Source organism: Sporosarcina sp. OR05, assembly GCF_041414805.1.
Classification (GTDB): Bacteria; Bacillota; Bacilli; order Bacillales_A; family Planococcaceae; genus Sporosarcina; species Sporosarcina saromensis.
This window is the reverse complement of the sequence record NZ_JANKJL010000002.1, coordinates 508,099-528,208: the sequence shown is the minus strand read 5'-3', so window position 1 is coordinate 528,208 and position 20,110 is coordinate 508,099. Positions and strand designations below refer to the sequence as shown.

Genomic DNA, 20,110 nt, shown 5'->3' with positions numbered 1-20,110 from the left:
TAGCTATTAAAATATCAAATTTCAACGAAAATACTTCTATGGATTTTTATCGTGTATCCAATGCTAAATCGGTTTCATCACTCAGTTGTTGAAGGAACGTAACCATGAATGTATGACGTTGTTCGGCAAGCCGTTTTCCTTCATCCGTCACCATACGTTCTTTTAACAATAACAGTTTTTCAAAAAAATGCGTGACAGAGGATGTCTCTTTCGAGCGGTATTCCGCTTCTGACATGTCTTTCCTCGTCACTTCCTCCGCATCGTATAATTTCCGACCGCGTGCACCACCAAATGCAAACGTTCGTGCAATTCCGATTGCCCCCATGGCATCTAATCGGTCCGCATCCCGAACAATCGCACCTTCTATGGAAGTAATATCCCGCTCGTTCCCACCGTTAAAGGAAACGCTGTTGATTGTCTTTTGAACGGTCTCTATCGTTTGTTCGTCTGCACCAGCTTGAGAAAGAATTTGACTTACTGAATGAGCGCTGACTGATTGATACTTCGGGTCTTCGATATCATGTAACAGCACAGCAAGCGTAATGATGGACACGTCAGCATGTGGGATTGTGCCTGCTATCTGTTGAGCATTTTTTAAAACACGTACGATGTGATCAAAATCGTGACTTGCATCGAATTCGTTGTAAATATTTTTGACAGACATTGTACACTTCTGAATAATTGTTTGCATAAGCTAGAGCTCCTTTTCGTTGAGTCGACTGAAAATTTAGGCGTATCATTGACGTTTACTGTCGATTCATGTATAGTTAATGCAACCATGTTAATAATGGGAAGACATTGAATTGCCGAGGGAGGAATAAGTATGTACCAAGGTAAAGTAAAATGGTTCAGCAATGAAAAAGGGTATGGGTTTATTGAAACGGATAATGGCGAAGATGTATTTGTACATTACACGGGCATTAAAGCCGATGGATTTAAAACATTGGATGAAGGCCAAACCGTTTCATTTGAGATTATTGAAGGAAACCGTGGTCCTCAAGCGGCAAATGTCTTACCAATCACGTAAAAAATAACGAATTATCCCGCCAAGCTATGACAAGGCGGGTTTATTTTGTTAATTTATTCATTTCATTGCCTAAGAACTGTAATTGTTCACCGATTGTACACGTTTGAATGCAAAATTGATGGGCTTTTGTCTTTCCGCTATCTTTTCTCTGTTGACGTTTGACAAAACACCCTTCACAATACGTATCAAGCAGTTCATCAATTTCCTTCATAATTGATAATTTATCCATAGAAGCCTCCTGATCGTAACATTTATTGTAGTATGCTTTCCATTCTGATGCAACTTATGAAAGGAGGATACGCCATGCTTGAAGTATATGTAGATGGAGCAAGTGCTGGAAACCCCGGGAAAAGTGGAATCGGTATTTTTATTAAAGGTGAAGGGCAACAACTGAAAATTGCCGAGCCAATTGCACCAACAAATAACCATACTGCTGAATTTATTGCCCTCCTAAGAGGAATGGAAGAAGCTGCAAAACTAACGACTGGAATCGTTTCTGCCCGTTCAGATTCGAAAGTCGTCGTCGCAGCAGTGGAGAATGAATTTGTTAAAAATGAGCTACATAAAGAGTACTTGCATAAAATTCTATCCATTGCAAAATCCTTTGACTTCTTTTTTATAAAATGGATTCCAGATCACGAAAACCGAGCGGCAGATGCGCTCGCCCGCGAAGCAATCCATAAAAGTGGACAATAAAAGAGCATTTACCTGGCAGGTTCTCCTGTTGTCGGTAAATGCTCTTTCTATTATTTTGCCTTCATGAATGTCACAGTGTTTTGGATGCTATCAAAAAGAACCCATTCCTGATCGTCGATAACTGCCCCTACATTGACAAGCGTCTGTTCTTGCCCGAGTTCGTAGGGCTGCCCAAATAACAAAACCTCTTCCACATGACCATCTCGTTGTAAGCCTGACGTATGGCTATGGCCGTAAAATGTCACAGGCTGAGAAACTTCAGGTTCTATTAACGCCCAAGGATTTCCTCCCCATTTCCATTGGTGGCCGTGAATGACTTCAGCCATGCCAAGTTCGATTTTTTCGGGCATTGCCGAAAGAATGCCGAGTAATGGGTCATCTGTATTTGTAATAAGCAGGATTCGTTCTTCCTGATTCCCTTTGACCGATGGAAAAGTCAATAACTCGACAAACCCATCGGGTAACAGCATGACTTCTGCAAGATTATTATAACGATGTTCACTAACGTGACGTTTACTAATCGTGCATTCAAAAAGATCGCCTGTTCCGATCAATAGCGCATCGGGTACTTCTTGTTTAATGTGCGCCAATACGCTTTTCAAGTCTTCTTTCGAAGAATGAACATCCCCGATAATGGCATATTTCATTTGCATCGTCATTCCGCCTTCTTTTCAACTTTTTTCAATTTCGATCGGTTCTTTGGAAATCCAATCACTGTAACTCCCAACATATAAGCGGACATGTTCAAAACCGTTCTGCTTCAGCATCGCATAAAGCGGTGCTGCTGTCACACCACTCCCGCAGTATACGATGACTGACTGATCTGTTTGAACGACATCCTCTAATCGGTATTTCATGTCTTCATTCAAATTGAAGGAACCACTCTGTTTCAATTGTTCCCAATCAAAGTTCAATGCGCCCGGAATACGTCCAGCAATTGGATCGATCGGTTCAACTTCACCTCGGTATCGTTCAGCGGATCGTGCATCCAACAACACATGATTCCGATTGCCATGAACAGTCTCTTCGACTAGTTCTCGAGTTGCAAGTATCTCTTCCTTCCACTCTGGTTCTACATTTGAAGGAGACGGTTTTACTTGTTCTTGACTCAGCGGTACACCATGATCTTCGAATGTTGTAAACCCTTCAATTGCGATAGAGGCATTCCTAAAACCAGCATATTGCAGAATCCACCATGCTCTGGCAGCGAAAGGACTTCCGCCGTCATCGTAAACGATGATTTCATCATCCAACTCCAAACCGCTCTTTCTGAATAAATGCGTCAACGCTTCCTTGTCAGGTAGCGGATGTCTGCCGGCATCCTTCGTCATATCTGACAAATCCTTTTCAAGGTCCCAATAGAGCGCGCCTTCGACATGTTTTTCTCCATATTTTTGCAAACCGAGTGCTGGATTTTGCAAAGCATATCGTGTATCAATCCACTTCACGACTTGAGCATCCACTTGTGTAATCGACTTAAAAACGTTTTGCATGTCAACCCATCCCCTTCAACTGGATTTTACCGTAAACCTGCCGCCATTCCTCCAACTGGTGAGCATCGAGTAAGAGAGCGCGCTCGGATTCGATTTGTTGTAGACTTTGCGTCATTAAATGAAGACGGAGACCTTCCGCTTCCGTTTCAATCCATTGCTCCGCCCATTGCTCAATCCGCTCTTTCTCTTTCCCTAAATACATAGAGGCATCCTCTTTTAAACGCTCTTCCAACAAGTCTCTTAAGAGTAACCGTTCACCTTTCTCAAAAAACGCTTTTTGGTTTTTAAATGCACGATTTACATCTTTATAGATGGTAGGATCTTCAAATGGTTGCGGGAATGAAAGCATTACTGCATCCTCTGTTTCATATGGAGAGGGTGCAATGGATCGGTCTTTTTCCGCGAGTCGGCGTAACTCGTTTCGTTGACGCTCTTTCAATTGCTTATTCATGAAATTCAACATACGTAAATTCGTCACTTTTAACTCCTGCGATAAATCGAAACCGACCATTTGAACCGTTTCTGCTAACGCAATCGACAGCGCCTTGTCTGAAGAATAATTGGCAAATGTCGACGGACTATACCCTTCCTTGAAGAAGTCTCCAAATCGAAGGAATACCCGTTGTAAAATATAATAAACCAATTCATTTAATTCGTTGCTAGACGCTTTTCGAATGACCTCTGTAAACCGTTGAGAAAAATGCGAACGGATTTCTTGTTCAAATCGATCAAGTTCCTGCATGCGATCCGCTTTACGGGATTGGTTCAATTCCGTTCTTTCAATTAATGTACGGAGCCGTTCAACGGTTTTGGTCACTTCATCTTCCAATGCTTGAACAGCTAAACTTTTAAGATCTTCTTCTAAGAAGCGTTCAAAGTATTGTTCAAATTCGGCCATGGCAGGTTCCGTTTCATTGCTCAGTTTCGCTTCAAGCGCCTGGATGCTGGAAATCCCATGAACACGCGGGTGACGGATTCCAAAAGTCGTCAGTTCTTGTTTCACAAAGTCTTTCACTGCTTCCGCTTCTTCTTCGTTTGCCGCAAGATCAATTGCATTTACGATGAAAAACATTTTATCTAACTCAAATGCATCTTTGACACGGCCAAGTTGAATAAGAAACTCGCGATCTGCACGGGCAAATGCGTGATTGTAGTACGTGATGAATAAAATCGCATCCGCATTACGGATATATTCGAAAGCAACATCCGTATGGCGGGCATTTATGGAATCAGCACCTGGAGTATCAACAAGCGTAATGCCCTTTCTCGTTAACGGACAATCAATGAACAAATCAATTGCATCGACAAAACAACTACGGTCTTCTTCGGCAACGAATCGTGTAAATTCAACTTGATCAACATTCATCGTCTCACCTAAATGCCCACCGTACGTTGGATATCCCTTTTGGAATGCGCGTATGAACGTCTTATGGATATGTAGACTTTCATCTTCTAATGCTTTCGTCAGCACAGTTTCCGCTTTGTTGAATGCATCCTCTAATGATGTAATGGGTGTGCCTAAAGCATCAAATGAAAAAGCGACATCTTCTGTCATCTGCTGAACTGATTTTAAATGGACATCCGCAGTTCGATCCTCTTTTCCTGGCTGAATAGGTCGAATACGGTTAATGGCAGCGGTTGTTGGGTTAGGTGACACTGGTAATACACGATCTCCCATGAGCGCGTTAGAAAATGATGATTTTCCAGCACTGAACGCACCAAACAAAGCGACAGTGAATTCTTGTTGGGCTAACCGGTCTGACTTATTGTGTAAGTACGTTGCGGTATCAGAGAATCCAGGAATATGCATTACCGCATCTGCTATGTGAAGCGCTCGTTCGATGACAGCTTGTGCATCAGTATGATGTACAACTTCAGGTTGCATAACTTCTTCTGTTTGTACGATCTCATCCGCTGATACTACATGCCTATCCGTTTCCATCTGACTAAGGTCAATCGTCTGCATGTCTTCACGTACGTGCCATTCCTTCAACAACTGTCGACTGTCAGCAAGCAATTTTGCTGAAGGCGACGCCAAGCTTTTTTCAAACTGTTTCAGTTGTTCTCGAATTTCTTCCACCTGATAGATAGCGGACAGTTTTTGTTCGTACACATCGATGGTATGCTGGAGTTGTTCAGCTTCTTCATTACCGGTTGACGCAGCGAGTTCAGACATTTTCATTTTCCAGTCATCAGTTCGCTTACGGAAGATTTGTTGAATTGCTGTTTTCATTTGATCTGCCATGTTTAAGATTGTATCGCCCGTCATAACGTCAGATACATTCAAATGCACATCAATTTCCTCAAATGGAATTTGCATATTCATCTCATCGATTTCCATAGAACGTTCATCGGACATCAGACCTGCATTTTTCAATGTTTGTTTCATTAACGCCTTCAAATGGACTTCAATTTGTGTATGGATAAGGCTCGCAAGATTATTCGCTAATTCCGTTTTCCTTTTTTCTCTTTCCTCAGCTGTCTTTTTCGCTCCGAATAAAAAACCTACTTTAAACCGAGGTGATTTTGCTTCTAAATACAGTTTCAACAACTCGCGTGTATCGAACGGACTGATAGATGCGTTGCGCAACAACTCATTTCGTTCCCTTTCGAATGTTGCGTAAAATGCATCTGCAGAAAGGAGCGCTGCACGTTTCTTTACGGCATTCATTTCCTTTTGTAAATCTTCAGATTGACCCCATTCATCCTCATCGATTAGATGCGCGTATGCTGTTTGACGCTCAGCTATCTCTTCTTCCAAAAAGTTCACGTGTTCTTCTTCAAACTTCCGTAATGATTGCTGGGCGTTTGATAAAAATTGTTCTTTCCAGTTTTCCATAGACCCTTCTACTATTGCTTTTACTTTTGCAAAATCATTATGGGGATGATCCATGGCACGTAATGATGTATAAAAAATCCCTTTAGGCTCTACGCCCCATAACGAAAATGAGTCTTCCACAGATTGCTTGAACGCGTCAAACGACAACTCACTTTCTCGGTGCTTATCGATTTGATTGATGATTAAATAGACATTCGGATTGAAACGCAATAAATCCTTTGTAAACGTAAAATTCAATTCCGATTGGACGTGGTTATAATCCATCGTATAGAAGACGAGATCGGCTAAATGTAAAGCCGATTCTGTTGACAAGCGATGAGCATCATCCGTTGAATCGACACCAGGCGTATCCATTACAGTAATCGCTTCTGGCAGTGCAGATTGCGGATGACCAATGTCGATAAGAGAAATTTCCGCTCCGTCTTTGCTAAATGATTTTATAGCATCAAAAAATCCATGCCCTTCAAATTTTACGGTAGATCCATCTGTCTTATGTACAATTGCAAATTCATGGTTTGATTTTTTCACTTTAACGATATTCGCACTTGTCGGTATCGGACTTGAAGGTAAGAGATCTTCCCCAGTCAGTGCATTAATCATTGAAGATTTCCCTGCTGAAAAGTGTCCAGCAAAGCCAATAACAAATTCCTCGTCTACTAATTTTTGTGCTAAGGAATGTGCTTTTCTTACTCGACCTTCGTCATTACCTTCCTTGAACAGTTGTCCATGGATGGCTGTTCTTTCTAAAACATCAGTATGTGACATAATTCCCGACCCTTCCATCTAGTTGATTCCACATCTAATCATAACACTTTTTTCTAATCTAACTACCTACAAAGTGCTTTGAAATTACTCTATACTTTATTCCCTCGATAATGGTATTATTAGACTATACATATTAGAAGGAAAGGAGTGCCTTTATGAGTACTTCATCAACGATTCAAAAAGTGTTAAACGGTGCTATTTCCTCTTTAACGACAATCATACCCCTTAAATTTGATGTGCTTTCACCAGTTCTGACGTCCCAACCTTATGAACAGAAGGAGTTAAGTGTTCTCATCCAGATGGTTGGCGCGATAAAAGGTAGATTAATCCTCGATGCAAATAGTGATATCATTCAAATGATTGGCCAATCCATGTTCGGTATGCGGATTGAAGGTGAAATGATTGAATCCTTTACAGGCGAATTAGGCAATATGGTTGCTGGAAATTTGTGTACCGTTTTGGAACAACATGACTTTTCACTTGACATCTCGACTCCGACAGTTATGGTTGGTGAAACGAAGCTTTATGGTTTTACACAAGCATTCAAGTTACCGCTTCGCTTTGACAGCGGGACAACGATGAATGTCCTTTTAACAATTGATGAGCAAGCATAACAAAAGCTGTCTTACGATGGGTTTCTTACCATGAAAGACAGCTTCTCTTATTTCATTTGCGTACAACTGTCTTACTTTCCACTGGGAAAGCTTTTGAAACAATTGTTTTCAGCTCTTTTTCTGAACCTTCCATTAAGACATGTATACTGCCGTAATCTCCGGAAGTCCGAATGAGGCGGCCTGCTCCTTGACGTAAACGTAAAAGCATAAATGGTAAATCAACGTCTTCAAAAGGATGCTTCGCATTTTTTCTACGCGCATTAAACAACGGATCATTTGGTGGAAACGGTAAATCATAGATGACAACTCTCGTTAAAGCGTCCCCCGGAATATCGAGCCCTTCCCATAAATGATAAGAGCAAAGGATGCGCACGTTCTTCTGTTGGAAATCCCGAATGATCGCCGATAGTTCACGTTCTCCTTCAAACGCAATGTTCTGCTTGTGTTCATCAGAAAGTGCACGTTGGAACGCACGCATTGATACCTCAGATTTGAATAAAATCAACGTTTGTTCCTCATTTTTAAGGAGACTTTCTACATAATTTGTTTTTCCACCTGAATCGACGTCAGCTAGAACAACTTCCATCGCTTGTTCATAGTCAAATGGTGAATCCACAGAGAATGATAGGAATTCTTCAATTCCCAAACTATCGAGGATGTAAGAAAAGTCCTGATCGACCGATAAAGTTGCTGATGAAAACACAATTGGAATATTTGAGGAGAATAACTTTTCTCTTAAAATGTCTGTAACGAGACGAGGCATAATAATAAGCGTCATTTCGTCTTTTCTTTCCTCCAACCAATCAACTGCTTCATTGTCAGAAATGAATAGTTCCAACGAGAAAATGTATTGTTCCAAATACTCTTCAACCATCGTCAAGTCATATTCCGGAATAATGTACAATTCACCTTCAAACACGAATTCTTCCAATAGGGCAGTCGAAATTGTCATTGCTTCTTTTCCTACAGCAACAAGTTCATCGGTTTTCGCAATGGCTTTTCGTGTTTCATCATGATTGCTTGCATTTGTGCGAAGCAAACGGAAAAAATGCTCGTGGGCATCAATCAGACGCTCCATCAATTGCAATGTCTCTTCACGAATGCCATCGACCATTACCCGTTCCAATAAATTCAATAACGTATTATTTTGCACTTCATATGTCAATGCTCGTTGCGCAGAATACTCTAACAAATGACCTTCGTCAAAAACTACCATTGATACTTCTGGTAATAATGCCAATTGTCCTTGTCGCTTTCTCGACTCTTTCGTCCAAATATGTTCCATATAAAAGTCGTGTGAACAAATGATCAAATCGACTGATTCCCGGTAGTGATTTCTGTGGATCGTTTGCCCACAACGATTGCGCACATCACAAGCTGCACATTGTTGGATTGGATGGAAATTAATCGACTTCCACTGTTCATCATTCAAATCAGGATAATCTGAGCGTTCACCGTACGGAAAAATAGATTGAAGTGATGCGTTCCCTCGTACAAATTCAGGTAATTCACTTTGAACGATATCTGCATATTCTTCCTCTGATGAATCGGCAGTCTCCTCTAGTCGTTTCAAACAGAGGTATTGGTCCCTCGCTTTTGCTAATCTTACATCAATTTCAATCGCTAATGCTTCACTTAATTTATGGATGTCGCCTTCTTTTTTCACAAGTTGGTCGATTAACGTTTCGTCCGCACAAGAAATCAATGCAGGCTTTCCGGTATAGCGTGCATAAGCAATGGCCGGTAATAAATATGCGATCGTTTTACCTGTTCCGACCCCAGCCTCCGCCATTAGGACTTTCTTTTCTTTTAATGCTTGCTCGATTTGAAATGCCATATAAATCTGTTCATCTCGACATTCGAAACCTTTTTCTGTTAGATCGTCATACAACGTATCGCCAATCCAGTCATTCAACGATTCATAAAATGATTTTTCTTTTGATAACACAAATGGCATTTGACGCTTCATCGGCATCGACCCTTTCTTTTAAGCATATGGTAGAGGTTAGAAAAAACTCTATATAGACCGTTCCTCTGCGCTCCAAAAGGCACGCTTTCCGCGGGGCGCGCTTGAGCCTCCTCGTCCGCTACGCTTCGCTTTGCTTCCTGCGGGGTCTCAACAATCGCGCTAAATCCCGCAGGAGTCGTCCTTTTTCCGCTCCGATCCACTCTTAAGTTTAAAAAAGAACCGTTTTAAAGTAAGTAGGCATATAGAAAAAATGCATGACGGCGAGTTGACCTTCATGCATTTTTCACATTTTGTCACAACCACTTAATTTTTACTTATGTCGTTGACCCCAGTATTGATAGAAGTCTGTACGGATGAAGCCGTTGAACAACTTCCGTTTTTTTGTAGCTTTCTTGCCGTACATTGTCTCAAAGTTTTCAAGTGAAGATAACATATAAACTGACCAAGATGGATAGTGCTCCATAATACGGCCAATCGTTTTTGTTATATCTTCAGCTTCTTCGATTTCTCCTAAACGTTCTCCATAAGGAGGATTTCCGACAAGTACGCCATTCAAACCTTCTACAGCTAAATTTCTAATATCTTGTTGCTCAAATCGGATTAGATCCCTAAAACCCGCTTCTACTGCATTTTGCTGAGCTACTTTAATCATTTTTGGATCTACATCAAATCCTGTAATGTCTAGCGGCTGATCATATTTTGCCAACTCTTCAGCTTCTTCACGTACGCGATCCCAAATGGCTTCTTTCATCCAAGGCCAATGTTCACTACTGAATTCCCGATTGTATCCGGGTGCAATTTGTTGCCCGATCATTGCTGCTTCAATTGGAATGGTTCCTGATCCACAAAAAGGATCTACGAACGGACGGTCAGGATTCCATTTCGTCAATTTGACGAGGGCTGCTGCTAACGTTTCTTTAAGCGGTGCATCACCTTGCCCAACTCGATAACCGCGTTTGTGCAAGCCGGCACCACTTGAATCGATTGTGAGCGTAACTTTATCTTTTAAAATGGATACTTCCAATTTAAATAACGGGCCGGATTCATCAAGAAAACCGCTCCTTTTGTATGCTGTCTTCAATCTTTCAACGATTGCTTTCTTCACAATTGCTTGGCAATCAGGAACACTATATAACGTTGATTTGACAGATTTTCCTGCGACAGGGAAATTGGCGTCAACAGGCAAATACTGTTCCCAAGGCAAGGACTTCGTCTGTTCAAATAAATCGTCAAAAGTAGTTGCTTTAAATTCCCCTACAATCACACGTACGCGGTCTGCAACGCGCAACCACATGTTTGTCTTGGCAATTGCCGTTTCATCACCTTCGAAATAGATTTTGCCATTTTCAGTTGTCGTTTGGAACCCTAGTTCCTTCACTTCATCCGCAACAATTGACTCAAGCCCCATCGCGGAAGTGGCGACTAATTTATAGTTTGACATACATTTTCAACTCCGTTTCTAACGTGCTACAAAAAGAGGATTATTGTTCAGCCGTGTTTAAGGGACTCCTATTAGAACCTTTTTGTAAAAGACACTAGCACGCTTGGATCTTTCGTACATTCATTCTTATGTAGTGTGTGTTTCGTTGCTAGAATTCATTCAATTGCCCATGAATGAAGAAATGCCCTCCAAACGAAAAGGAGAGCATTGATTGTTATTGTTGAACCATCGTAAATTCGATAAGCCATGTTTTGTTCCCGTGTACTCAAACGGCTCACGCCTCGTACGATGGGTGGTAATCATCTATCTACAGACACAGTCTGTCCCTTCCTCCGTTCAATTCCTTCAGAAGAGTGCCCCTACCATAATTTGGGTTTCTCGCTCGTGGGGTTTACCGCGTTCCATCCGATCCGTTTCCAGGCCAGCTACGTTACTGTGGCACTTTTCAGGGAACCTCATCCATATTTGCCGAAGCAAACGTAGGATTTATTCCCGCCGTCAACGCGCTAAGCGCGAAGCCCCGGCTTATTTTTTCGCCGAGCACGAACACTACGGTCTTCTCAGAACCGTGCGAGCATGGACTTTCCTCTACAACTAACGTTGCAGCGATTACCTGAATTCACACTATGGTTTCAACAGTATACAACAATTTTCAACAAATCACAACGGTTTTTAAGCAACTTGCTTATTCGTAATCATACAATTTGCTGCCGAATACATGCTTCTCAAGGTTTGAAATCCTTTTTAACAAATCGAAGTTCGTCGTATTCGTATTCGTTGACGCAGGACGTTTCGCCGCAGCCGCAACTTCTTCTTTCAACTTTTCGTTTTCTAAGCGTAAGTCAGCTACTATTTTTTTGAAAGCTTCATAATCCTGTATGACTTGATCTAAAAATAAATCTACATCTTCTTGGTTGTATCCACGCATTGCTGTTTTAAATTCTTTTTCAAGAATCGTTTTCGAATCCAGTTTTATTTCCATAAAATGACGCCCTTCCATCAATGTTTACACATCGCAATTATAGCATAATTTGTACATCTGTGTCTTTCCATATCGTGAAAAGAAGTAGGATTTTGTCGGTTACTGCGCTTCCCCGGGAAATAGTTTCTTGCGCAATCTCATTTCCCGATGTGCAAACTCATTTCCCTTCTTCCTTCTGTAATCGGAAGTAAAGTCTGAATCCCTTTGCAAAAGCATAATTCCCTCCTTCGTCCAATCCAACGCTTTTCCAAACTCTTTCATCCTATGTTCATAGAGCTTGGCCAATTCCTCATAGGCAATGAGTTTTTCTTTGCCCGCCAATCCTGCAGCCCCTATAAGAAATGCTTGAACAGCATTTGTGTAGTCGCCTTCTCTCTTTAGGATGAATCCTATATGGAAATGGGCACGCGGCTCATCTTCTCCATACGTCTCAATCACCTTCTCAAAGACTACTTTACTACGATGGTAGGACTTTAAATCAGCATACCACTTTCCAATATTCGTTTTGGCAGTCGAGGAAGCGGCTTGTTCGTTTTTCAACAACAAATTTGTAGACAGTGTATACAGCGTGACGAGTGATAAAATATCCCATTCATTGTGAAGCAACACTTTCATCAGCAGCTCCGCACGTCCGTTTTTCACAGCATCTTGATAAATGATGGGCGCCATATGGCCTGGCACATCGTCTTTACGGAAAAAACCAAGTTGTTCTTGTTCCACTGCAGTCAGTTTAAAAGTGGTCATTTCATTCTTCCAAATTCTTTTGGAACCGTGCAATAAATCGATCTCTGTATGTTTTATTAGCGGAGGAAGGTGCTCACGATTCATCGTCCATCTCGTTTGGACTTGGGGCATGTCAAAACTTTTCCCGTTATACATGACGATCGACTTCGGTTGTTCCCAAAGTTTAGAAGCATACAGAAATGCAGCTTCATGATCAGGTCCAGCCAAGACATATTGTGTTAATGTAAAGGATTCATTTGTATATTCGATAAAGCCCATTAGAAATATAAGTGTGCCAGCCCCTTTTAAACCCGTTGTTTCAGTATCAAAAAAGACAAGTGGTCTTGAAGGATTCAGCGCTAACGGATGTGGTTCACGGTATGTCCGCCACGAATCAATCGTATGCACAAGCCCTGAAAGTGGGTATTTCCCATGTTGGTGATGCAAGTCGTAGTTCACAATCCGTTTATAGACGATCCCAAACTCATTGACTTCCTTCGTCAACCCTGCACGCAACCAACGATCTTCGTATGGTGGAGGAGGCGGGATGGGACGTTCAGTTTGCTCCTCGACTACTTGAGGTTCAGTTGTATTCTTTTTCAGAAGCTTCTTCATTTGCATCAGTTTCGCTTCGTAAGACATTGCTTTCGCCTCCAATAAGCGCATTCAGAAGAACAATGACATCTTTTTTCATCCGTATGCCTTCTTCCTGCGCGCCGATACAAGCGGGACAGCCGTTTTCACAGCGGCAATTGCGTACATGTTCAGCAGCACGCTCCAATAATTCTTTCCACTGATTAAACAACTTTTCACTTAACCCAATGCCCCCCGGGTAGCTGTCATAAATGAACAACGTCGGTTGGCCGGTATGAATGGCCTTCACTTGTGGCACTACATGAATATCCGTACGATCACAACGGACAAATAGCGGAATGAATGATTGAATCGCATACGCTGCACCAGTGAGTGCATCAGTCAAATCTGATTCCTTCCAACCGTCCGGCGTTTGAAAAGAATACCATGTCGATGATGTGTGCAATTCTTCTGCTGGCAATGAAATCGGACCGGAGCCGATGTTGTCATGTGTATCAAACCGAATCTTTTTAAAGATAGTAGGGATCGCCAGTACAGCTATGTCCCCAAATGCGACAGTTGCCTTCCCGAATGGTTTCTTTTCGTCTTCGCTAATTACTTTCAGCTCGACAGCTAAGTTTGCGTCTGTGTAATAATCGACATCGACTTCGCGCACATATGCTTTCTTTTCATCCCAATCAAGGATTTCGACTTGATATTGCTTGCCTTGGTGGATATAAATCGCTTCTTCGTGTAAGAGGGTCATGGCGCTGTATCGATCCATTTCTCCGATAACGACAGTCCCTTTTGGTATCGTTTTGTCGATGATAACGACATTTTCTTGCGACGCGGAACGCAGACTAATTTCACTTGCCGGGAATCGATCGGTCATCCAATGCCACTTATCGGACGTTCGGACGAGTACACCTTCCGCTTCTAAAAACGCGAGCAATTCCTGTACCTCAAATTCGCCGTACATTTCTGTCAGTGAAAACGGCAATTCGAACGATGCACATTTTAAATGGTCCATTAAAATCAACATATTATCGGGGTGGATCATCGCTTCTTCAGGTGTCTGTCCTAGCAAATAATCTGGATGCTGAATAATATATTGATCAAGCGCCATTGACTGCGCAACATAGATGATTAGCGCGTCGTCCTGTCTTCTTCCTGCCCTGCCCGCTTGTTGAAGTGCACTTGCAATATTGCCTGGATACCCCGTCATGATGCATGCTTGTAACTGACCAATGTCAATTCCTAGCTCCAACGCATTCGTACTGACAACCGTCTTTATCTCCCCATCACGTAAACGTTTCTCAATAATTCTTCGCTCTGACGGTAAATAACCACCTCGGTAGCCCATAATCGTCGAGTCGAATAATTTTTTCTTCGTCAATTCCTTCATATAAGTGACGAGCATCTCTACCCGCACGCGGCTTTTTGCGAAGATGATTGTTTGAATCCCTTCTCGATATAAATAAGAAGCGATATCCCTTACTTCAAGAATAGCACTTCGTCGAATCCCAAACGTTTTATGAACGACAGGTGGGTTATAAAAGATATAATGTTTTGCGCCTGCGGGTGCGCCGTTATTTGCGATTAACTTCATCTTAGTGTTCGTCAGCGATTCTGCTAAATCTTGCGGATTGGCAATCGTCGCAGATGTGCATATGAAAATTGGATCACACCCATAGTAGTTGCAAATCCGTTTTAGTCTTCTGAGTACATGCGCCACATGACTTCCAAACACACCTTTGTACGTATGCAATTCATCAATGATGACGTACTTTAAGTTCTCAAACAAGGACACCCACTTCGTATGATGCGGTAAAATACCAGAATGCAACATATCTGGATTCGTCAATACAATATGACCCGACTTGCGCACCTTCGTCCGTAATCCTGGCGCTGTATCGCCATCATACGTATAACTCAAAATGGTTTCTCCACTCGCTTCAATTAATTCGTGCAGATCTGCCAACTGATCTTGTGCAAGTGCTTTCGTCGGAAATAAATACAATGCACGGGATGCATCATCTTCTAAAATTTGCTGAAGCACTGGCAAATGATAGCAGAGTGATTTACCTGAAGCAGTCGGCGTAACCGCAGTGATCGATTGTCCACACGTTGCACTATCAAATGCTTCACGTTGATGGCTATAAAGTTGCGTAATGCCTTTACTCGCAAGTGCTTTTACAATTGACGGATGCAATTTTTCTGGAAATGAAGCATATTGGGCTTGTTTCCCATCCATTTTTTCGTAATGCTTAATGTTCCTTTTCAAATCCGGATCTTGTAGCATTTCTTGGACCACATCTTGAACAGTCTTTCTTGTCATTGTCCATCTCCCTGTTCCGACTGTAGTGCATCTATGACAGTTTTTAATGTATACATTGCAGAGTTAATTGAAAGGATGAAGCGCTTTTTCCCTGTTTTCGCATAAAAAGATTGCACGATAAACTGCTTCATCGAGTCATTTAATGATTCGATTTGTTGCAAATGTACGTATTTCGGTTTTTCTGTCCGTATGAGCTGTCGCATTTCATCGGACCAATCGTCCAACAGTTTATGATTTGTATCTGCGTAAGGTTTTACTTCGTTAAAGAAATCGGGTTCACGGTCCAATTCCCTCATTGCTGCATGCCTTGTTATGCATTCTTCACATACTGCAAGGAGTCTGACCGTATCATTATATAAGTTTGACAAGCTATCTCTTCCTTTCGACTTCCTTTATATAGTCTACCAAAAACAGAGGCAAATCACCACCTTACAACGAACGTGCATTCCGCATTTAGATTAGAAAACGATGAGAACGGAACTTTTAAAAGACGAATCCGTCCAATCATTATGGTATGATAGGAAATGCGAGGTGGTAGGCATGACAATTCGTTATCCAAACGGAAAAAAATATGTACCGGTTAATCAGTCGACAACAAAAAAGACGGCGAACATCTCTTTTAGTAATCGCGGTAAGACACTTGAAGACGAATTGAATGATTCCAATGAATACTATTTGTCCAACAATATTGCCGTCATCCATAAAAAACCTGTACCCATTCAAATTGTAAACGTCAAATACCCTGCCCGAAGCGCAGCCGTCATTACTGAAGCGTATTTTAGATCACCATCGACAACAGACTATAACGGAGTGTGGAAAGGACTATACATTGATTTTGAAGCAAAAGAGACGACAAGCAAAACCTCTTTTCCGTTGCAAAACATTCATGAGCACCAAGTAAAACATATGAAACAAGTGATCGAACAAGATGGTTTAGCTTTTTTTATCATTAAATTTACAGCACTTGACCGGTATTTCATCCTTTTCTATGAGTATTTCGAAAAAAAGTGGGAAAGAATGATAGCAGGAGGAAGAAAATCTATTACTCTTGCTGAAATGGAAGAGATGTCCATCGAAATGCAGGCAAGTTTTCAACCGAGGTTGGATTACTTGGCAGCTCTCGAAAATCATTTGCAATCTTTATTATGAACGATGTGAAAGGCAGGAAAACGTATGAGTGATCAAATGAAATCACGAGCAGCGCGCAGACAACAGATGGAGTCTGAACGCAAAAAAGGAAAAAAGAACAACAAAAATTCAAAAGGGCTTTTAAAGAAAATCATACTTGGCATTGTAGCACTTGGGATTGCAATGTTTGTCGGTGGATTAGGGCTGTTTGCATTTTACGCTAGCAGCGCACCTGACCTTGATGAAAGTTTATTGAAAGACCCCCTCTCCTCTTCCCTAGCAGACATTAATGGGGATGTTTTCATGAAGTTAGGGGAAGAAAAACGAGAATTTGTACCGTATGATGAAATTCCGAAAAAAATGAGAGATGCAATTCTTGCAACTGAAGATGTCCGGTTCTTTAAACACCACGGAATGGATTTTTGGAGACTGGGAGGCGCAGTTCTCGCTAACTTCAGAAGTGGATTCGGTTCTCAAGGAGCTTCCACATTAACGCAACAAGTCATTAAAAACTCTTTCCTATCCGATGAAAAAACACTGAAACGGAAAGCACAAGAAGCATGGTTGGCTTTTAAATTGGAAAGAGAATACGAAAAAGAAGAAATCTTTGAAATGTATTTTAATAAAGTATTGATGTCTGGAAGAATTCACGGTTTTGGTACAGCAGCTGATCATTTTTACGGGAAAGAACTAAGCGAACTTGAATTACACGAAATTGCTATGCTTGCTGGTTTACCACAATCACCGAACGGTTACAACCCGTTTAAAAATCCTGAGCGAGCTGAAAAGCGACGAAACATTGTCCTCGGTCTCATGTACAAACATGAAAAAATAACAAAAGCTCAAATGGAAGAAGCAAAGGCAATTCCTGTTACTGAAACTTTATTGCCAGAAGATCAACGCCAAGAAAACAGTAATTCCAAATACCTTGCGTATGTAGACGTTGTACTTGATGAGTTGGAAGCTGCAGGAATGATGGATCTACTATCGGAAGGTGTGACAATACACACAGCACTTGATCCTAAAGCACAACAATCCGTTGAAAGTGCCATCAATTCCGATATTTACGAATCAGAAGAGATGCAAGCTGGTATGACCGTATTGAACACAAAAACAGGTGAAATCGTCGCAATTGGTGGAGGTCGTAACTACGGTGGCCGTAATTTGAACTTTGCATCCGGTGACAACCCAAGAATGCCTGGTTCTGTTATTAAACCAATCCTTTCTTATGGGCCAATTATCGAAAGTAAAAGTTGGTCAACTGGGCAAGTGATCGTTGACGAACCTTATAAATACAAAGGGACAAATACTTCCATAAACAATGTAGACGGTAAATTTCACGGAGCGATTTCAATTCGACAAGCTCTGTATAACTCAAGAAATATTCCTGCCGTTAAAATTTTCGAAGAAATTGGCGGGAAACAAGCAAAGCAATTCGCAGAAAATCTTGGACTTAATTACGAGAAAATTGATGGATCCAATGCACTTGGTGGTGGCGAAGCAGAATTTTCTACAATTGAAATGGCGGGCGCTTATGCCGCATTCGGAAATGGAGGCATTTACACAAAGCCACATACGATTAAAAAAATCGTATTACGCGATGGCAAAACTGAACGGAACCTTGCGCCGGATCCTCAAACAGCAATGAAAGATTCAACCGCCTACATGGTAACAGATATGTTACGTGATGTTGTTACAAAAGGAACTGGTAAAAAAGCGAATGTATCAGGATTGGATATGGCCGGAAAGACAGGTACAACAAACTATTCTTCAGAAGTTAAGAAAGCAAATGGCTTGAAGAATACTGACGTTCCTGACAGTTGGTTTACTGGCTATACGACGGAATACACGATTTCTGTATGGGGTGGATATAAAAACCGTAATACCCCTATTAAAACGTTTGATCAAGGACGAGACGTTCCTAAACACCTCTTCCGGAATGTAATGACCGATCTTGTCAGAGGTAAGACAACACCACACTTTAAGCAACCAAGTTCAGTGGAACAAGCGACAATTGTTAAAGGATCTAATCCATTGATTCTCGCTAGCAATTCCACTCCTGACGAAATGAAGAGCACAGAATTATTTGTTAGAGGCACGGTGCCAACGGAAATGGCTGAAGAAGTACTTACCGAGTTGGAAGCACCAACAAACTTATCAGCCGAGTATGATGACGAAAGCAAGTCCGTGACGCTAGAATGGGATCATAACGAACCTGATTCCGATTTGTTTGATGGAGACGTAGAATTTGCGGTTTCGGTATCTGTTGACGGCAGTAACGCTCAAAATATGGCGACTACAGCCGAAAATTCGGTTACCTTTAATGGCGTAGAGCCTGGACGTACGTACGTATTCTCTGTCATAGCGATTGCAGGTGATATACAAAGTAGCCCAGCTTCCACTTCCCTACTCGTTGATGAACAGGTAGAGGAACCAGAAGATGACGGTGAAGACGAGCAAGAGGAAGAACAAGAGGAAAACGAAAACGGTAACAATAATGGAAACAACAATGGCAATAACAACGGTAATAATAACGGCAATAACAATGGTAATAACAATGGTAACAACAGTGGTAGTGGAAATGAAGACGGGTCTAACGATGGAGACAACAGTGGTTCATCCGGTGATTCCTCAGGCACTGGAGATGGCTCAACCGGTAATGAAGGAAGTAAAACGCCTGGATCCGGTACGAATGATGATTCAGGCGATTGATAAACGAATTGCATAGTAAAAAGAGACAGTCGAAGCATTCCGTGCGACTGTCTCTTTTTTCACTTGTTTAATTCGATTTATAACCAACTTGTTTATTGCGTGATTTTCAGTAAACTGGACATCGATTAAAAGATCGGTTTGCATAAAACAAAAATCTCCCTAACCGATTACTTTCATCCTTTTCTTCCCTTCCCTACACAAAGGAAGAAGTGGACATTCTTCACAAGCTGGATTTTGGGCTTTACAATGATAACGGCCAAAGAAGATTAGCTGATGATGTGTATCCGTCCATCTTTCCATCGGTGTCCACTTCATAATCTTCTCCTCAACGACGAGGGGCGAATCTTTCCATCGGTTCATACCAAGCCGCTTCGCTACACGTTCAACATGTGTATCGACAGCAAGTGCAGGTATGCCAAAAGCATTTGAAACAACGACGTTTGCGGTTTTTCTGCCGACACCTGGCAATGTTGTAAGCACGTCTCGGTCTGCCGGAACTTCCCCATCGAATTGCTGAATTAACATGTTGCTAAGTGCTTGTATATTTTTAGCTTTATTGCGATACAAGCCGATGGACCGGATATCTGTCTGTAACTCTTCAATTGTGACATTTACATAATCCGCAGGTGTCTTGTATTTTTTGAAAAGATTTGCTGTCACTCGATTGACAAGCACATCCGTACACTGCGCAGATAGTAGTGTTGCTACAAGCAATTCAAACGGATTGTCATGGACCAATTCACAATGCGCATCCGGAAACATCTTACCTATCTCATCCAAGCAGATTTCCCACTGTTTTTTTGTTAACAT

The 20,110-nt window shown here is 41.6% G+C and carries 18 protein-coding genes and 1 other RNA gene; 5 read left to right on the top strand and 14 right to left on the bottom strand.

All coding sequences use genetic code 11. The annotated features are described in order from the left end of the window. Positions 1-46 precede the first annotated feature (46 nt). Positions 47-691, bottom strand: coding sequence for an HD domain-containing protein (locus NRI27_RS06865; protein ID WP_371390036.1), 645 nt, complete (start codon positions 689-691; stop codon positions 47-49). Between the two features lie 132 nt (positions 692-823). On the opposite strand from NRI27_RS06865, the gene NRI27_RS06860 reads away from it, so the two are divergent. Continuing rightward, a complete protein-coding gene (locus NRI27_RS06860) occupies positions 824-1,027 on the top strand; it encodes a cold-shock protein (protein ID WP_317941465.1) in 204 nt (67 codons plus the stop codon). A 40-nt stretch (positions 1,028-1,067) separates the two neighbouring features. On the opposite strand, the gene NRI27_RS06855 is transcribed toward NRI27_RS06860, so the two are convergent. Then, the gene (locus NRI27_RS06855; protein WP_317941466.1) at positions 1,068-1,256 is read right to left on the bottom strand and encodes a zinc-finger domain-containing protein; all 189 of its coding nucleotides are present in this window, start codon (positions 1,254-1,256) and stop codon (positions 1,068-1,070) included. 74 nt (positions 1,257-1,330) lie between these two features. On the opposite strand from NRI27_RS06855, the gene NRI27_RS06850 reads away from it, so the two are divergent. After that, complete coding sequence (locus tag NRI27_RS06850) at positions 1,331-1,723, top strand: ribonuclease HI family protein (RefSeq protein WP_317941467.1); 393 nt, start codon at positions 1,331-1,333, stop codon at positions 1,721-1,723. A 50-nt stretch (positions 1,724-1,773) separates the two neighbouring features. On the opposite strand, the gene NRI27_RS06845 is transcribed toward NRI27_RS06850, so the two are convergent. The 3 genes from NRI27_RS06845 to NRI27_RS06835 are packed head-to-tail and all read right to left on the bottom strand — an operon-like array spanning position 1,774 to position 6,820. Continuing rightward, positions 1,774-2,376: a metallophosphoesterase family protein gene (locus tag NRI27_RS06845; RefSeq protein ID WP_317941468.1), complete on the bottom strand. Its 603-nt coding sequence runs from the start codon at positions 2,374-2,376 to the stop codon at positions 1,774-1,776. Positions 2,377-2,394: 18 nt separating this feature from the next. Further along, positions 2,395-3,216, bottom strand: a complete 822-nt coding sequence (locus NRI27_RS06840; RefSeq protein WP_317941469.1) for a sulfurtransferase — start codon at positions 3,214-3,216, stop codon at positions 2,395-2,397. A 1-nt stretch (position 3,217) separates the two neighbouring features. Further along, positions 3,218-6,820 carry a dynamin family protein gene (locus NRI27_RS06835; RefSeq protein ID WP_371390033.1) on the bottom strand — a complete coding sequence of 1,201 codons (3,603 nt, stop codon included), beginning with the start codon at positions 6,818-6,820 and terminating at the stop codon, positions 3,218-3,220. 155 nt (positions 6,821-6,975) lie between these two features. On the opposite strand from NRI27_RS06835, the gene NRI27_RS06830 reads away from it, so the two are divergent. Then, the gene (locus NRI27_RS06830) at positions 6,976-7,434 is read left to right on the top strand and encodes a chemotaxis protein CheX (protein ID WP_317941471.1); all 459 of its coding nucleotides are present in this window, start codon (positions 6,976-6,978) and stop codon (positions 7,432-7,434) included. Between the two features lie 52 nt (positions 7,435-7,486). On the opposite strand, the gene NRI27_RS06825 is transcribed toward NRI27_RS06830, so the two are convergent. From NRI27_RS06825 to NRI27_RS06795, 7 genes are all read right to left on the bottom strand, one after another. Then, positions 7,487-9,403: an ATP-dependent DNA helicase gene (locus NRI27_RS06825; protein ID WP_371390031.1), complete on the bottom strand. Its 1,917-nt coding sequence runs from the start codon at positions 9,401-9,403 to the stop codon at positions 7,487-7,489. 310 nt (positions 9,404-9,713) lie between these two features. After that, entirely contained in the window at positions 9,714-10,844 is a 1,131-nt protein-coding gene (locus tag NRI27_RS06820; RefSeq protein WP_371390030.1) for a THUMP domain-containing class I SAM-dependent RNA methyltransferase, read from the bottom strand. 235 nt (positions 10,845-11,079) lie between these two features. Continuing rightward, positions 11,080-11,465, bottom strand: an RNA gene (gene rnpB / locus NRI27_RS06815) — RNase P RNA component class B. A 64-nt stretch (positions 11,466-11,529) separates the two neighbouring features. Continuing rightward, a complete protein-coding gene (gene gpsB / locus NRI27_RS06810) occupies positions 11,530-11,826 on the bottom strand; it encodes a cell division regulator GpsB (RefSeq protein WP_317941474.1) in 297 nt (98 codons plus the stop codon). A 99-nt stretch (positions 11,827-11,925) separates the two neighbouring features. Next, positions 11,926-13,191 (bottom strand): ribonuclease H-like domain-containing protein, encoded by a 1,266-nt coding sequence (locus tag NRI27_RS06805; RefSeq protein WP_371390029.1) that lies wholly within the window; start codon positions 13,189-13,191, stop codon positions 11,926-11,928. Continuing rightward, positions 13,133-15,460: a DEAD/DEAH box helicase gene (locus NRI27_RS06800; protein ID WP_371390028.1), complete on the bottom strand. Its 2,328-nt coding sequence runs from the start codon at positions 15,458-15,460 to the stop codon at positions 13,133-13,135. Before NRI27_RS06800 ends, NRI27_RS06805 begins: the two co-directional genes overlap by 59 nt. Beyond that, positions 15,457-15,828 (bottom strand): YppE family protein, encoded by a 372-nt coding sequence (locus NRI27_RS06795; RefSeq protein WP_371390026.1) that lies wholly within the window; start codon positions 15,826-15,828, stop codon positions 15,457-15,459. The genes NRI27_RS06800 and NRI27_RS06795 overlap by 4 nt, the downstream gene beginning before the upstream one ends. Positions 15,829-16,000: 172 nt before the next feature. On the opposite strand from NRI27_RS06795, the gene recU reads away from it, so the two are divergent. Beyond that, a complete protein-coding gene (recU, locus tag NRI27_RS06790) occupies positions 16,001-16,609 on the top strand; it encodes a Holliday junction resolvase RecU (protein ID WP_371390025.1) in 609 nt (202 codons plus the stop codon). A 24-nt stretch (positions 16,610-16,633) separates the two neighbouring features. Continuing rightward, positions 16,634-19,300: a PBP1A family penicillin-binding protein gene (locus tag NRI27_RS06785; protein WP_371390024.1), complete on the top strand. Its 2,667-nt coding sequence runs from the start codon at positions 16,634-16,636 to the stop codon at positions 19,298-19,300. Here the strand turns inward: NRI27_RS06785 and NRI27_RS06780 are convergent. Together NRI27_RS06780 and nth are read right to left on the bottom strand one after the other, a co-directional pair. Then, a complete protein-coding gene (locus tag NRI27_RS06780; protein ID WP_371390023.1) occupies positions 19,289-19,444 on the bottom strand; it encodes a hypothetical protein in 156 nt (51 codons plus the stop codon). The genes NRI27_RS06785 and NRI27_RS06780 overlap by 12 nt on opposite strands. A 15-nt stretch (positions 19,445-19,459) precedes the next feature. Next, positions 19,460-20,110, bottom strand: coding sequence for an endonuclease III (gene nth, locus NRI27_RS06775; RefSeq protein ID WP_317941490.1), 651 nt, complete (start codon positions 20,108-20,110; stop codon positions 19,460-19,462).